General features: G+C 43.0%; 11 protein-coding genes and 1 riboswitch. All 11 genes read left to right on the top strand.

Annotation, left to right across the window (positions count from 1 at the left end):
• Positions 1-2: 2 nt before the first annotated feature.
• Positions 3-1,361: an acetyl-CoA decarbonylase/synthase complex subunit gamma gene (gene acsC / locus R8695_RS09850; RefSeq protein WP_154779774.1), complete on the top strand. Its 1,359-nt coding sequence runs from the start codon at positions 3-5 to the stop codon at positions 1,359-1,361.
• A 117-nt stretch (positions 1,362-1,478) separates the two neighbouring features.
• Positions 1,479-2,264 (top strand): carbon monoxide dehydrogenase/acetyl-CoA synthase methytransferase subunit, encoded by a 786-nt coding sequence (gene acsE / locus R8695_RS09845; protein WP_022380768.1) that lies wholly within the window; start codon positions 1,479-1,481, stop codon positions 2,262-2,264.
• A 106-nt stretch (positions 2,265-2,370) separates the two neighbouring features.
• Positions 2,371-4,311, top strand: coding sequence for a corrinoid activation/regeneration protein AcsV (acsV, locus tag R8695_RS09840; protein ID WP_055057459.1), 1,941 nt, complete (start codon positions 2,371-2,373; stop codon positions 4,309-4,311).
• Between the two features lie 58 nt (positions 4,312-4,369).
• Positions 4,370-5,038: a DUF3786 domain-containing protein gene (locus R8695_RS09835; protein ID WP_118508877.1), complete on the top strand. Its 669-nt coding sequence runs from the start codon at positions 4,370-4,372 to the stop codon at positions 5,036-5,038.
• Positions 5,039-5,158: 120 nt separating this feature from the next.
• Positions 5,159-6,844, top strand: coding sequence for a formate--tetrahydrofolate ligase (locus R8695_RS09830; protein ID WP_154779773.1), 1,686 nt, complete (start codon positions 5,159-5,161; stop codon positions 6,842-6,844).
• Between the two features lie 99 nt (positions 6,845-6,943).
• Entirely contained in the window at positions 6,944-7,573 is a 630-nt protein-coding gene (locus tag R8695_RS09825) for a cyclodeaminase/cyclohydrolase family protein (RefSeq protein WP_008703872.1), read from the top strand.
• A 143-nt stretch (positions 7,574-7,716) separates the two neighbouring features.
• Positions 7,717-8,571, top strand: a complete 855-nt coding sequence (locus R8695_RS09820; protein WP_118512467.1) for a bifunctional 5,10-methylenetetrahydrofolate dehydrogenase/5,10-methenyltetrahydrofolate cyclohydrolase — start codon at positions 7,717-7,719, stop codon at positions 8,569-8,571.
• A 1-nt stretch (position 8,572) separates the two neighbouring features.
• Positions 8,573-9,343: a glucosaminidase domain-containing protein gene (locus R8695_RS09815; RefSeq protein ID WP_243139458.1), complete on the top strand. Its 771-nt coding sequence runs from the start codon at positions 8,573-8,575 to the stop codon at positions 9,341-9,343.
• A gap of 136 nt (positions 9,344-9,479) precedes the next feature.
• Positions 9,480-9,573, top strand: a riboswitch (cyclic di-GMP riboswitch).
• A gap of 177 nt (positions 9,574-9,750) precedes the next feature.
• The gene (locus R8695_RS09810) at positions 9,751-10,566 is read left to right on the top strand and encodes a substrate-binding periplasmic protein (RefSeq protein WP_118512469.1); all 816 of its coding nucleotides are present in this window, start codon (positions 9,751-9,753) and stop codon (positions 10,564-10,566) included.
• The gene (locus R8695_RS09805; protein WP_154779772.1) at positions 10,550-12,730 is read left to right on the top strand and encodes an ATP-binding response regulator; all 2,181 of its coding nucleotides are present in this window, start codon (positions 10,550-10,552) and stop codon (positions 12,728-12,730) included. Before R8695_RS09810 ends, R8695_RS09805 begins: the two co-directional genes overlap by 17 nt.
• Entirely contained in the window at positions 12,730-14,580 is a 1,851-nt protein-coding gene (locus tag R8695_RS09800; protein WP_154779771.1) for an ABC transporter substrate-binding protein, read from the top strand. The genes R8695_RS09805 and R8695_RS09800 overlap by 1 nt, the downstream gene beginning before the upstream one ends.
• The last annotated feature ends 5 nt before the right edge of the window (positions 14,581-14,585 follow it).

Genomic DNA, 14,585 nt, shown 5'->3' with positions numbered 1-14,585 from the left:
AAATGGCACTGAATGGTATTCAGATTTTTAAATTAACACCAAAGAAAAACTGTAAGGAATGCGGATGCCCAACTTGTATGGCTTTCTCTATGAAAGTTGCTCAGGGCGCTATGAAGATTGAACAATGTCCGCATATGTCTGATGAAGCTTTAGCTTCCTTATCCGAGGCTACAGCTCCGCCAATGAAAACAATCAAAATCGGAACAGGCGACGGCGAATTCACACTTGGCGGTGAAACTGTATTATTCAGACATGAGAAAACATTCGTAAGCAAACCTAGATATGCAGTAGCTCTGTGCACATGCATGGATGATGCTACAGTAGAAGCTAAACTTGCTGAGATCCCGAAGGTTGATTATGACCGTATCGGTGAGAGAATGTACGCTGAACTTGTATATGTAAACTGCGGCGAAGGCGCAGATGCTGCCAAATATACAGCACTTGTAGAAAAAGCAGCAGGTCTTGGCAGAACTTTAGTTCTTGACTGCAAAGATCCTGAAATCGCTAAAGCAGCTCTTGCAGTATGCAAAGACAGCAAACCGGTCTTAAACGGTGCAGATGCTTCCAATTACGAAGCAATGAACGCAGTTGCTACAGAAGCAGGTGTTGTTCTTGGTGTATCCGGTAAAGACTTAAATGAATTATATGATACAACAGCAGCTCTTGAAAAACTTGGAAATAAGAATCTTGTTCTTGATACAACAGGCGCTGACATCAAAGAAACTTTTGCAAATACTGTACAGGTTCGTCGTGCAGCTCTGAAAGATCAGGACAGAACATTTGGTTATCCATCTATCGTAAACCTTGTTAAGATTGCAAAAGGTGACCTTCACTTACAGGCAGCTTTAGCATCTATGTTTACAATGAAATATGGTTCCATTATCGTTATGGAGCAGATGACATATGCAGAGGCTCTTCCGTTATATGGTCTGCGTCAGAATGTTTACACAGACCCGCAGAAACCAATGAAAGTTGAGCCAGGCATCTATCCATTAAATGGTGCTGATGAGAATTCTGTAGTAGTTACTACTGTAGACTTTGCTCTTACATATTTCGTAGTATCCGGTGAGCTGGAGCGTTCCGGTGTTCCGCTTAACCTGGTAATCAATGATGCAGGCGGACTTTCCGTACTGACATCATGGGCAGCTGGTAAATTCTCCGGTAACAGTATTTCTTCTTATATCAAAGAGAATGTTGAACCGAAGGTTAAATCCAGAAAACTGATCATTCCTGGTAAAGTAGCGGTTCTGAAGGGTGATCTGGAAGCAAAACTTCCTGGATGGGAAATCATCGTTGGACCAAGAGAAGCTGTACAGCTTGTTAAATTCTTAAAGGATCTGCAGGCAGACGGCCAGATCTAATGACCGTAAACATCTGGTCGGTTTTGTACCGGCCGGATTATAAAGAAAAATGTATGCAGAGGGATCTGCAATTGTCAGATTTCTCTGTATAAATAAATATAAAAGGAGAACAGGGTTATGGCAAAATTCGTAACAATTGGAGAAAGACTTTCCACTACTGCACCGGCAGTAAACAAAGCATTTACAGAAAGAGATCCTGAACCGATCATCAAAAGAGCAAAACAGCAGCTGGATGCTGGTGCTACTTACCTCGATGTAAATATCGGACCTGCAGAAAATGATGGCGAAGACTTAATGAAATGGGCTGTTCAGCTCCTTCAGTCTGAGTTTGATAATGTTCCGCTTGCACTGGATACAACAAACCAGAAAGCTATCGAAGCTGGTATTTCTGTATACAACAGAGCAAAAGGAAAACCAATCGTTAACTCTGCAGACGCAGGTGACAGAATTTCCAATATCGACCTTGCAGCAGCAAATGATGCAATCTGTATCGCACTTTGCTCCTCTGGTATGGTAGCAGCTGACAATGATGAGCGTATGATGCACTGCCAGAACATGCTTGAAAGAGGTATGGCTCAGGGCATGGATACAGAAGATCTGTGGTTTGACCCGTTATTCCTCGTTGTAAAAGGAATGCAGGACAAACAGATGGAAGTTCTTGAAGCTATCAAGATGTTCTCTGAAATGGGACTGAACTCTACAGGTGGTCTTTCCAATAACAGTAACGGTATGCCAAAACATATCCGTCCGATCATGGACTCTGCTCTTGTAGCAATGGCTATGATGAATGGTCTTACATCAGCAATCGTTAACCCTAACGACCTTCGTCTGATGGAAACTATCAAATCCTGTGATGTATTCAAAGGCAATACACTGTATGCAGATTCCTATCTGGAAATCTAATCAGTTTCATACGAATTGAATACATAATTATGGGGGCTGAAGGCTTCGGTCTTCGGCCCTTGTTTTATTACAGGCTATTAACGATTATGAGAAAGGTGGTTGCCGAATGTTTAAGGTAACATTTTCATTCGAAGATGGCAGTGTGGTAGAAGCGTTTGCCAATGCGGGGGACAATTTACTTGAGGTAGCTCGTGGAGCCAATGTGGCGATCGATGCACCATGTTCTGGAAACGGAGCCTGCGGAAAATGCCGTGTCCAGTTAAAGAGCGGAGAACTGGAGAGCAAAAAGACATTACATATTTCTGACGAAGAATATCAGGAAGGATGGCGCCTTGCATGCTGCAGCAAGATCAGTGCAGATGTAAATGTGCTGGTACCTGATATTGCATCTGCCTATAAGAGCAGAATGAAAGTAGCTGATTTAAGCTCTAAAGAGGAAATAGCCATTTTTGAAAATGCCAAGAGAGACATTGAGCTTGCTGGCATAGAATTAAAGAACAGTCTTGAGGTAGTGGAAGTTGTGATGACTCCTCCGTCTCTGGATGACACAATGCCGGATAATGAGAGACTGACACGTGCACTGCGTAAATATTTAAATATTGGCAGGGTTCGTATCCCTTATGCAGTTCTGAAGAAACTTCCGGATGTATTAAGAGAGAACAATTTTGCAGTGAAGTGCGTGATTCGTGCCACATCTGACGATATGTTCGTGTATGATATTTTCGGCAAAGACGAAGATATAATAATCGGCGGTCTTGCTGTAGATATCGGAACAACAACGGTTTCTGCTGTACTGATCAATATGGAAAACGGTGAGATTCTTGCAAAGAGTTCTGCAGGGAACGGCCAGATCCGTTTTGGTGCAGATGTAATTAATCGTATTGTGGAATCACAGAAACCTGGTGGACAAAAGAAATTACAGGATGCTGTAATTAAAGAGACCATCAACCCGATGATCCATGAAATGTGTAAAAGCGCAAAATTCCCAAGAGACCGTATTTACAGGATGTGTGTAGCATCCAATACAACTATGAATCATCTGTTTGCAGGAATTAATTCTGACCCATTACGTACAGAACCATATATCCCTGCATTCTTTAAGACCAATTCCCTATTTGCTTCTGATGTGGGGATTGATATCAATAAAGACGCGCATATTATTATGGCGCCGAATATCGGAAGCTATGTAGGTGGCGATATCACAGCCGGAACAATGGTCAGCCAGATCTGGAACAGACCGGAGTTTTCATTGTTTATCGACCTTGGTACAAACGGAGAGCTTGTATTTGGAAACTCAGATTTTATGATGAGTTGCGCATGTTCCGCAGGTCCTGCCTTTGAAGGTGGTGATATCAGCTGTGGTATGCGTGCCACAGACGGAGCTATCGAAGCATGTACCATTGACAAAGAGACTATGGAGCCTACCTACAAGATCGTAGGTGATCCGGGAACGAAACCTGTAGGTTTATGTGGATCCGGTATCATCGATGTGATCAGTGAACTTTATATCTGCGGAATCATCAACCCCAAGGGTAAATTTATCCGTGAAGGAAAGAGAATCAAACATGACAAATACGGAATGGGCAGCTATATCCTTGCATTTGAGGAAGAGGCAGGTTCTGTAAAGGATGTTGAGATTACAGAAGTTGATATTGACAACTTCATCCGTGCCAAAGGTGCCATCTTCTCAGCAATCCGTACAATGCTTACTTCTCTGGACTTCGATGTGAGCATGATCGATGATGTGTATGTTGCAGGCGGTATCGGAAGCGGTATCAACATGCAGAATGCAGTCAACATCGGTATGTTCCCGGATATCCCGATCGAGAAATTCCACTACATTGGTAACTCTTCTCTGACAGGTGCGTATCTGATGCTTCTGTCAACACCGGCAGAGAAGAAGACTTATGAACTTGCTGCAAATATGACATATATGGAACTTTCTACAGTACCGATCTATATGGATGAATTTGTAGGTGCATGTTTCATTCCTCATACAGATACAAGTATGTTCCCGACTGTAATGGAAGAGGTTCAGAACCGCTAAGTAATAAAAATAACAGGGCAGGTAAATCTTTTATCTGTCCTGTCTGTGGAGACTTACAATGGCGTTTAGCTTAAATGATTTAAACTATGAAAAAGACAGTAAGGAAAGAATGCCGTGGGAGCACTATACTCAGGAGTATGCAGCAGCAGATCCGAAAGAGATCGCTTCCAGACTTGCGATTCCTTATGACGAAGAAACAAAAACTCTGACTTTAACTTTTCTTGGAACCGAATATCAGATCACCTGGCCGGATTTCACAGTGACACATACTCCGGATGATAAAGGGTTTTATCCGTTGGAGGATATGATCTATGCAAGAATCCTGACGATCCGTTTTCTCCTGAATGGAGTGAAATCCGAAAGTTCAGGAAAATTCAAAACATATCGTGAAATGCCATGGGGAGAGGTATATTTAAGACAGTTTGACGGCAGATGTATCAAACGTCTGGCATTTTCCTATGGAAACCGACTGGGAGATTTCAAAGCAATCATGGAGCATATCAAAGCTGCACCTGTAAAGCACGGCGATATTGCTTATGAAGTAGAGATTTTCCCGGAATACAAAGTGCAGATGATCCTCTGGGAGGGCGATGAGGAATTCCCGCCGTCTTCACAGATTCTCTTTTCTGATAACTTCCCTGTTTCTTTCCAGGCAGAGGATATGGCAGTTATGGGAGACGTGATCATTGGTTCCCTGAAAGCATTTTTAAAATGTGTTCAGGCATAAATCAGATTGAGTTTGAATAAGACAGGTGTCACCTGTTTTAGATAAAGAAGCTGCTGGCAGATGATGCGGACAGCAGCAAAAAACCGACTTAAAAGCGGAGTAAAAAGGAGGTAATTTGAAATGGGATTCAAATCAGACATTGAAATTGCACAGGAATGCGAAATGCTTCCAATTACCCAGATTGCAGAGAAGGCAGGTATTGATGACAAATATCTGGAGCAGTACGGAAAGTACAAAGCAAAAATTGACTACAATCTTCTGAGAGAAACAGACAAGCCGGACGGAAAGCTGATCCTTATGACAGCAATCAACCCGACACCAGCCGGAGAGGGAAAAACTACTACAACTGTAGGTCTTGCAGATGCTATGCAGAAACTTGGCAAGAACGTTATGGTAGCCCTTCGTGAGCCATCCTTAGGACCGGTATTCGGAGTAAAAGGTGGTGCAGCAGGTGGTGGATATGCACAGGTTGTTCCTATGGAAGATATCAACCTTCACTTCACAGGTGACTTCCATGCAATTGGTGCAGCTAACAACTTACTTGCAGCTATGATCGATAACCATATTTTCCAGGGCAACGCATTAAACATTGACCCACGTAAGATCACATGGAAGAGATGCGTAGATATGAACGACCGTCAGCTTCGTAACGTAGTAGACGGCCTTGGCGGAAGAACAAACGGTATGCCTCGTGAAGACGGATACGACATCACAGTTGCATCTGAGATCATGGCAGTTCTCTGTCTTGCAAGTGACATCAAAGACCTGAAAGAAAGATTATCCAAGATCATCATCGGATATACATATGGTAAAGTTTCTGAGCAGAAACCTGTAACAGCCGGCGACCTTCATGCAGAAGGTGCTATGACAGCTCTGTTAAAAGATGCCCTGAAACCAAACCTTGTACAGACTCTGGAACACGTTCCTGCAATCGTACACGGCGGACCATTCGCCAACATCGCTCACGGATGTAACTCCGTAACAGCTACAAAGATGGCTCTGAAACTTGCTGATTATGCGATCACAGAGGCTGGTTTCGGTGCAGACCTTGGTGCTGAGAAATTCCTCGACATCAAATGCCGTATGGCAGGCTTAAAACCAAGTGCAGTTGTTATCGTAGCTACAGTACGTGCTCTGAAATACAACGGCGGTGTTGCAAAAGCTGATCTCAACAACGAAAACCTGGAAGCACTTGAGAAAGGTCTTCCAAACCTGCTCAAACATGTATCCAATATCAAGAATGTATACAAACTGCCATGCGTAGTTGCTATCAATGCATTCCCTACAGATACAAAAGCAGAACTTGATCTTGTAGAAGCAAAATGTAAAGAACTCGGCGTTAATGTTGCTCTTTCTGAAGTATGGGCAAAAGGCGGCGAAGGCGGAATCAAACTTGCAGAAGAAGTTCTTCGTCTTGTTGAAGAACCAAACGACTTCTCCTATGCATATGAACTGGAAGGTTCTATCGAAGACAAACTGAACCAGATCGTTCAGAAAGTTTACGGAGGTAAGAGAGTTGTTCTGACAGCAAACGCTCAGAAACAGGCAAAACAGTTAGAAGCTCTTGGCTTCGGCAACTGCCCGATCTGTGTAGCTAAAACTCAGTACAGCTTAACAGATGACCAGACCAAACTTGGCGCTCCGACAGACTTCGAAGTTACAGTACGTAACCTGAAGATCTCCGCTGGTGCAGGATTCATCGTAGCTCTTACAGGTGAGATCATGACTATGCCAGGTCTGCCGAAAGTTCCGGCTGCTGAAAGAATCGATGTAGACGAGACAGGTAAGATCACAGGTCTGTTCTAAAAGTTTATTAAATATGTCAGAGAGTGTCTGTATCAGACACCCTCTGAAAAATATAAACAGATATCTGTTGAATAATAAAAGAAAGCAGGAGAGAAAAAGATGGGATTTTCAACAAGTACTTGCACAGAATTCGTTGAGGTTTTAGCTTCCAAAGCTCCGGTTCCGGGCGGCGGCGGTGCATCTGCATTAGTTGGTGCTGTAGGAACAGCTCTTGGAAACATGGTAGGAAGTCTTACTGTAGGCAAAAAGAAATATGCTGACGTAGAAGACGAAATGTATGAATTAAAAGCAAAATGCGATCAGTTACAGAAGGATTTCCTTCGTCTGATCGAACGTGATGCTGAAGTATTCGAGCCATTATCCAAAGCATACGGAATGCCAAAAGAAACAGAAGAAGAGAAAGCTGAGAAAGCCAGAGTTATGGAGATTGTATTAAAAGACGCATGCTCCGTACCTATGGAAATTATGGAGAAATGTTGTGAAGCTATCGAATTGATCGTTGAATTCGGTGCAAAAGGTTCCAAACTCGCCATCAGTGATGCAGGTGTTGGTGCAGCTTTCTGTAAAGCAGCATTACAGGGTGCAAGCCTGAACGTATACATCAATACAAAATCCATGGCTGACAGAGAATACGCAGAAGAATTAAACAGAAAAGCAGATGCGATGCTTGAGAAATACACAAAGATCGCAGATGACACATTCAACAGTGTACTTGGCAGACTGAAATAATAATAAAATAGAAAATCCTGTATTGTTTTTCGGTTTTTCTGAAGAAATATTTTATAGAGTGCATATGAAATATCAGTCAGCTATACTGGAATTATTCAGTTACAATACAGGATAATAATGCATAATTTTGGAGGGAACGACAAATGGCAAAGCAGTTATTAGGTAAAGAAGTAACAGCAGCGTTAAACGAGAAAATCAAAGCAAACGTAGCAGAGCTTCAGGGAAAAGGAGTAAATCCTACTCTCTGCATCATTCGTGTTGGTGAGAACCCAAGCGATATCTCTTATGAAAGAGGAGCAACAAAACGCTGCGAAACTTTAGGCGTTGCATGTGAGAAAATCTTACTTCCGGAAGATGTTTCCCAGGAAGAACTTCTTGCAACAATCGACAAAGTAAACAAAGATGACAAGATCCACGGTGTATTATTATTCCGTCCGCTTCCGAAACATCTGGATCAGGCAGTGATCGAGAACGCACTTGCTCCTGAAAAAGACGTTGACTGTATGACAGATCTTTCTATGTCTGGTGTATTCACTGGCAAACAGATCGGATTCCCGCCATGTACACCACAGGCATGTATGGAAATCCTTGATCATTACGGAATTGACTGCACAGGTAAGAAAGCAGTCGTGATCGGAAGAAGCCTTGTTGTTGGTAAACCTGCAGCAATGATGCTCGTTAAAAAGAATGCAACTGTTACAATCTGCCACACAAGAACTGTAGATATGCCGTCTGTAGCACGTGAAGCAGACATCATCATCGTGGCAGCAGGCCGCGCTGGTGTTGTTGGTGCTGAATACGTAAAAGAAGGCCAGACAATTATCGATGTAGGAATCAACGTAAATGCAGAAGGTAAACTTTGCGGTGATGTTGACTATGCAGCAGTAGAGCCGATCGTAGATGCTATTACACCTGTACCGGGCGGTGTTGGAAGCGTAACAACTTCTGTACTGGTTGGTCATGTAGTAGAAGCTGCAATGAGAAAGGTAAACGCATAAGATGAAAAAAGTGCCAGGAAAACATTTCTGGCTACTTATGACAATGACAGGTGCCCTGATATTCGGGGCACCTGCTTTGGTAAGTGCCAGTGAAGAAATAACCTCCACCAGTACAGAAAACAGCACAGCAGATCACTCGGGAGAAGGTCAGATTTCAAAACCCAAACATCTGGAAAATGCAGAAAATAGCGGAGAAGAAATAATCTCCGACGAAAGTCCCACAGACAATACCTACGGATACTACACGATCATGGGCAAAACTACAGTTTCCGTTGATGATATGTGTTCATTATACAACAGCCAGGGATGCACTTACCCATCAGAAGAACTTAGCAGTGGAGGAGCACCTGACATCGAAACCTTTTGTGACATTATCGCAGAAGAAGCAAACGCAGAGAATGTACGCGGCGAAGTGGTCTTTGCACAGGCAATGCTTGAAACCGGATGGCTTGGATTTGATGGAGATGCCAGAATCGACCAGTTCAACTTCGCAGGACTTGGAACAACCGGAGATGGAGTCAAAGGAATTTCCTTTCCTGACGTAAGAACTGGAATCCGCGCTCAGGTTCAGCATCTCAAAGCCTACGCATCAACAGATGACCTGAATCAGGAATGCGTAGATGAACGATTTGGTTATGTGACCAGAGAAACAGCCCCCTATGTAGAATGGCTGGGAATCCAGGAGAATCCATACGGCGGTGGCTGGGCTGCGGGGAAAGATTACGGAAGTAAATTAAGAAAAATACTTTCAGATTTAAAATCTGAAGCATAAAGCATTACTGTTTATTCTTTTCTCAATATGCTTTGTGAACAGTAATGCGAACAGTAATAATTATTCAGATAACAGATTGATATATTTCTTATAGACATGATATAGTATGAGTGCTATAATAAAAAAAATTTTTTATGGCATTTATTGGCAAACCGGTTGAAAAGCCGGAGCGCAAAGCCAGAAGGAGCTAAAGTCAGACTGAAATCTGATCATGCCAACCGGTTGCATCATGCCTCAGTAATAAAAAAAGGTAAATGTTAAATGGGCATTATGGAAAAAGTTCCTGTGAAATTTTTTACATGGAACTTTTTTTGGCTTCAAGCGGATAAAAATCATCCGCTTCGCTACTTACTTAATTCGGTTAAATTTGAGAAAAAATAGAAAAGAATAGCAGGAATGGAGAAAAGATGAAAAGGAAAAAGGTGATTGCAGGCATTCTGCTTGTGGGAATTTTAGCAACTGCCCTGGCAGGGTGTAAAAACACAAATATCACTAAAAAAGAAAGGGAAAAGCCCGTCATCACCTTGGGCAGTGACAGTTATCCGCCATACAATTATCTGAATGAAGATGGGATTCCCACAGGAATTGATGTGGAACTGGCTACAGAAGCTTTTAAAAGAATGGGTTATCAGGTGGATGTTGTCCAGATCAACTGGGAGAAGAAAAAAGAGCTGGTAGAAAGCGGAGAGATCGACTGTATTATGGGCTGTTTTTCCATGGAAGGACGCCTTGACGATTACCGCTGGGCAGGACCTTACATAGCAAGCCGCCAGGTAGTTGCTGTAAATGAGAGCAGTGATATCTATAAACTAAGTGATCTGGAGGGAAAGAACCTTGCCGTCCAGTCCACAACCAAACCGGAAGGCATCTTTCTGAACCGGACAGATGAAAGGATCCCCAAATTGGGCAATCTGATCAGTCTTGGGCACAGGGAACTAATCTATACCTTTCTGGGAAAAGGATATGTAGATGCAGTTGCTGCACATGAGGAATCCATTGTCCAGTACATGAAGGATTATGATGCAAGCTTCCGTATCCTGGAAGATCCGCTGATGGTGGTCGGGATAGGTGTTGCTTTTGCAAAAGAGGATGACAGAGGAATCTGTGAGCAGATGGATCAGACGCTGGAAGAAATGCGTCAGGATGGCACATCCCTGAAAATCATTAAAAAATATCTGGATGATCCCCAGAAGTATCTGGAGGTGGATGATCTTGGATATTAGGAGAAGAATAAAAGTAAAGCGATTCTGGATATTCGGCATTCTGCTTGGAATCTGTGTGACTGCAGCTTCCCTGTATTACTTTTTTCAGGCAGAGAAAAAGGAAGCAGAGAACAGGATGGTGAAAACTGTAAACTATGTCAAAGTGCAGTGTTCCACCTACACCCATTATAATGAAGCTTCGGAATCTAAAAGTCTCCTCCGCGCCATTGAAAGTGCCAGACAGATGAGTACGAATATCGACATGGAAACAGAAAACGGCAGCCGGCTAAGCCAGGAGTTTCTGAAAGAAAATCTGCAGACCCTCTGGGTGGATGGTATCCTTGTGCTGGATGCAGAGGGAAAGACAGTCTGCAAATACAGCATGGATGAGGCTCTGACCAATGAGATCACAGATTATCTGCAAAAAGACATTATCATGGATTTTACCGGATATGAAGAAAGATCTTATTCGGAACGGATTGACCGAGAAGACGGATCACGTATCGACATTGCAGCCTGTGCCAGAAAAGATGCACCAGGTATGGTTGCAATTTATTATTACACATCTCCGGAATTTGTCAGAAATTATACCCTGACAATACAGAACCTTTTAAATGGCTATAGCACTCAGAAGGATGGAACGATTATTGTTGCAGACAAGGGAACCATCGTTGCCAGCAACGATGAAAGCCTGCTGGGACAGGATACTGCCGGGAACCAGGTTGTCCAGGCAATGAAAGAGCATACAGACAGTCAGCATATTTTTCATTTAAAAAATGAAGGAACCGGAGGTTACGGAATCATGCTGAAGCAGCGGGATTATTATATTTATGCCTATCTTCCGGATACGGAAGTATTCCGTAACCTGCCACTAAATGTAACCGCTGTCGTTTTTCTTTATTTACTCATATTCGGTATATTCTGCTTCTGGGGTTACAGAGTGGATCTGGCACACCGGAAACAGGAACAGGAAAAAGATGAAACATATAAAGCAGAACTTCTAAGAGCAGCAAAAAAAGCAGAAGCAGCCAATGAGGCAAAAACTGAGTTTCTGCAGAGAATGAGCCATGATATCCGGACACCGATCAATGGAATCTGCGGCATGATCAATGTGGCAGACCATTATGCAGACAATATGGAGAAACAGACGGAATGCAGGGCAAAGATCAAAGAGGCATCCCATCTGCTGCTGGAACTGGTAAACGAAGTTCTGGACATGAGCAAGCTGGAGTCAGATGAAGTGGTTTTGGAAGAAATCCCATTTAATCTGAACAGTATTTCTGAGGAAATACTGGGTGTGATCGAACAGGTGGCTGCAGAGCAGAATATCCGGATCCTTTGGGAAAAGAAAGAAGTTACACACTGGAATCTTATTGGAAGTCCGGTGCATGTGAAGCGGATCCTGATGAATATTTTGTCCAATGCGGTGAAATATAACAAAGAAAACGGATATATCTATATCAGCTGTCGGGAAATCCCATCAAAACAGACAGCAATGACCACATTGGAATTTGTCTGCAGAGATACCGGGATCGGAATGGCAGAGGCATTCCAGAAACGCATTTTTGAACCATTTGCACAGGAACATGCAGGAAGCCGCACAAAATTCGCCGGAACAGGACTGGGAATGCCAATCACAAAAAAACTGGTGGAGAAAATGGGCGGAACCATTTCCTTTGAAAGTAAAGAAGGCACAGGGACTACATTTGTGATCCGGATTCCATTCCAGATTGATGCAGATATGAAGGACAGGACTGAAACGGAAGAAAAAACGGAAACATCTATCCAGGGGCTCCATGTTCTTCTGGCAGAGGATAATGAATTGAATATGGAGATTGCAGAATTTGTGCTTCAGAATGAAGGCACTGTGGTGACCAAAGCATGGAATGGACAGGAGGCTGTTGACATATTCAGAAAAAGCAGTCCTGGAGAATTTGATGTTATTCTTATGGATATTATGATGCCTGTCATGAATGGATATGAAGCAGCAAAGATGATCCGCTCTCTGGACAGAGAGGATGCAAAAGTGATACCGATCATTGCCATGACAGCAAACGCGTTCACTGAGGACAAAATGAGAGCAAAGGAAGCAGGAATGGATGAACATATTGCCAAGCCTGTTGATGGAAAGTTATTAGTAAAAGCGATCAATGAGTTAGTAAAACATAATCAGGAGAAGTTATAATGAAAAAGAAAAAATGGAATAAGATACTTGCTGTGCTTTTGGCGATGGTGACAGCCGTATCACTTCTGTCTGGCTGCGGCGGGAAAAGTGCGGAAAAAGAAGATGCAGAAACCATCACAGTGTATTTATGGAGCACAAAGCTGTATGAAAAATATGCGCCATACATCCAGGAACAGCTTCCGGATATCAACGTTGAATTTGTAGTAGGCAATAATGATCTGGATTTCTATCGTTTTCTGAATGAAAACGGCGGATTGCCGGATATTATAACCTGCTGCAGGTTTTCCCTCCATGATGCAAGCCCCCTGAAGGACAGTCTGATGGATCTTTCCACAACCAATGCTGCAGGTGCTGTCTATGATACCTACCTTAACAATTTCAAAAATCAGGATGGCAGTGTAAACTGGCTTCCTGTGTGTGCAGATGCCCATGGCTTTGTAGTGAACAAAGATCTTTTTGAAAAGTATGATATTCCTCTTCCAACGGATTATGAAAGCTTCGTTTCTGCCTGCCAGGCATTTGATGAGGTGGGTATCCGTGGGTTTACTGCAGACTATTACTATGATTATACCTGTATGGAAACACTGCAGGGTCTGTCTGCATCAGAGCTGTCTTCTGTGGATGGACGTAAGTGGCGTACCATCTACAGTGACCCGGACAATACAAAGAGAGAAGGTCTGGACAGTACCGTCTGGCCGGAGGCTTTTGAACGTATGGAGCAGTTTATTCAGGATACAGGGCTGAGCCAGAATGATCTGGATATGAATTATGATGATGTGGTTGAGATGTACAAAAGTGGTAAGCTTGCCATGTATTTCGGCAGTTCTGCCGGTGTAAAAATGTTCCAGGATCAGGGCATTAACACAACATTCCTGCCATTCTTTCAGCAGAACGGCGAAAAGTGGCTGATGACTACACCATATTTCCAGATAGCTTTAAACCGTGACCTGACAAAGGATGAAACACGTCGGCAGAAAGCAATGAAGGTACTGAACACAATGCTTTCAGAGGATGCGCAGAACCGGATCATTTATGATGGGCAGGATCTGTTAAGCTATAGCCAGGATGTGGATTTCCGGCTTACGGAATATCTGAAGGATGTGAAACCTGTAATCGAAGAAAACCATATGTATATCCGTATTGCGTCAAATGACTTTTTTTCCATTTCCAGGGATGTGGTGTCTAAGATGATTTCAGGAGAATATAATGCAGAGCAGGCTTATCAGTCATTTAATTCCCAGCTTCTTGAAGAAAAATCCACTTCTGAGGATATTGTGTTGGATTCAAAGAAAACTTATTCCAATCGTTTCCATACCAGCGGAGGCAATGAAGCCTATTCTGTTATGGCAAACACTTTGCGCGGTATTTATGGGACGGATGTGCTGATTGCAACAGGAAACAGCTTTACAGGAAATGTACTGAAGGCCGGTTATACAGAAAAAATGGCGGGCGACATGATCATGCCAAATGAGCTTTCCGCTTACAGCAGTGAAATAAGTGGGGCAGAACTGAAGGAAACGGTCAGAAACTTCGTAGAAGGCTACCAGGGAGGCTTTATCCCCTTTAACCGCGGCTCTCTGCCTGTGTTCAGTGGTATTTCTGTAGAAATCAGGGAAACGGATAATGGTTATACATTGAGTAAAGTTTTAAAGAATGGAAAACAGATTCAGGACAAGGATACTTTTACTGTGACCTGCCTTGCAGCACCACAATATATGGAAGCTTATCCGGCAGAGGAAAATATTGTATTTGATGGAGGGGATACCTCTGTGGAAGATACCTGGACAACATATGTTTCAGATGGTAATGCCATTCTTGCAGAGCCTGAAGACTACATTACTCTGAGGTGAGAAGA

The organism is Blautia luti (assembly GCF_033096465.1).
GTDB lineage: Bacteria > Bacillota > Clostridia > Lachnospirales > Lachnospiraceae > Blautia_A > Blautia_A luti.
The sequence above is the reverse complement of the archived record's forward strand: the minus strand, read 5'-3'. Positions and strand labels throughout refer to the sequence as shown.

Excerpts from the sequence above, each read along its gene's own strand:
- R8695_RS09830 (WP_154779773.1), top strand. The coding sequence starts at position 5,159 with ATGGGATTCAAATCAGACATTGAAATTGCACAGGAATGCGAAATGCTT.
- acsE (WP_022380768.1), top strand. The coding sequence starts at position 1,479 with ATGGCAAAATTCGTAACAATTGGAGAAAGACTTTCCACTACTGCACCG.
- acsV (WP_055057459.1), top strand. The coding sequence starts at position 2,371 with ATGTTTAAGGTAACATTTTCATTCGAAGATGGCAGTGTGGTAGAAGCG.
- R8695_RS09820 (WP_118512467.1), top strand. The coding sequence starts at position 7,717 with ATGGCAAAGCAGTTATTAGGTAAAGAAGTAACAGCAGCGTTAAACGAG.
- R8695_RS09825 (WP_008703872.1), top strand. The coding sequence starts at position 6,944 with ATGGGATTTTCAACAAGTACTTGCACAGAATTCGTTGAGGTTTTAGCT.
- R8695_RS09800 (WP_154779771.1), top strand. The coding sequence starts at position 12,730 with ATGAAAAAGAAAAAATGGAATAAGATACTTGCTGTGCTTTTGGCGATG.
- R8695_RS09805 (WP_154779772.1), top strand. The coding sequence starts at position 10,550 with ATGATCTTGGATATTAGGAGAAGAATAAAAGTAAAGCGATTCTGGATA.
- R8695_RS09835 (WP_118508877.1), top strand. The coding sequence starts at position 4,370 with ATGGCGTTTAGCTTAAATGATTTAAACTATGAAAAAGACAGTAAGGAA.
- R8695_RS09815 (WP_243139458.1), top strand. The coding sequence starts at position 8,573 with ATGAAAAAAGTGCCAGGAAAACATTTCTGGCTACTTATGACAATGACA.
- R8695_RS09810 (WP_118512469.1), top strand. The coding sequence starts at position 9,751 with ATGAAAAGGAAAAAGGTGATTGCAGGCATTCTGCTTGTGGGAATTTTA.
- acsC (WP_154779774.1), top strand. The coding sequence starts at position 3 with ATGGCACTGAATGGTATTCAGATTTTTAAATTAACACCAAAGAAAAAC.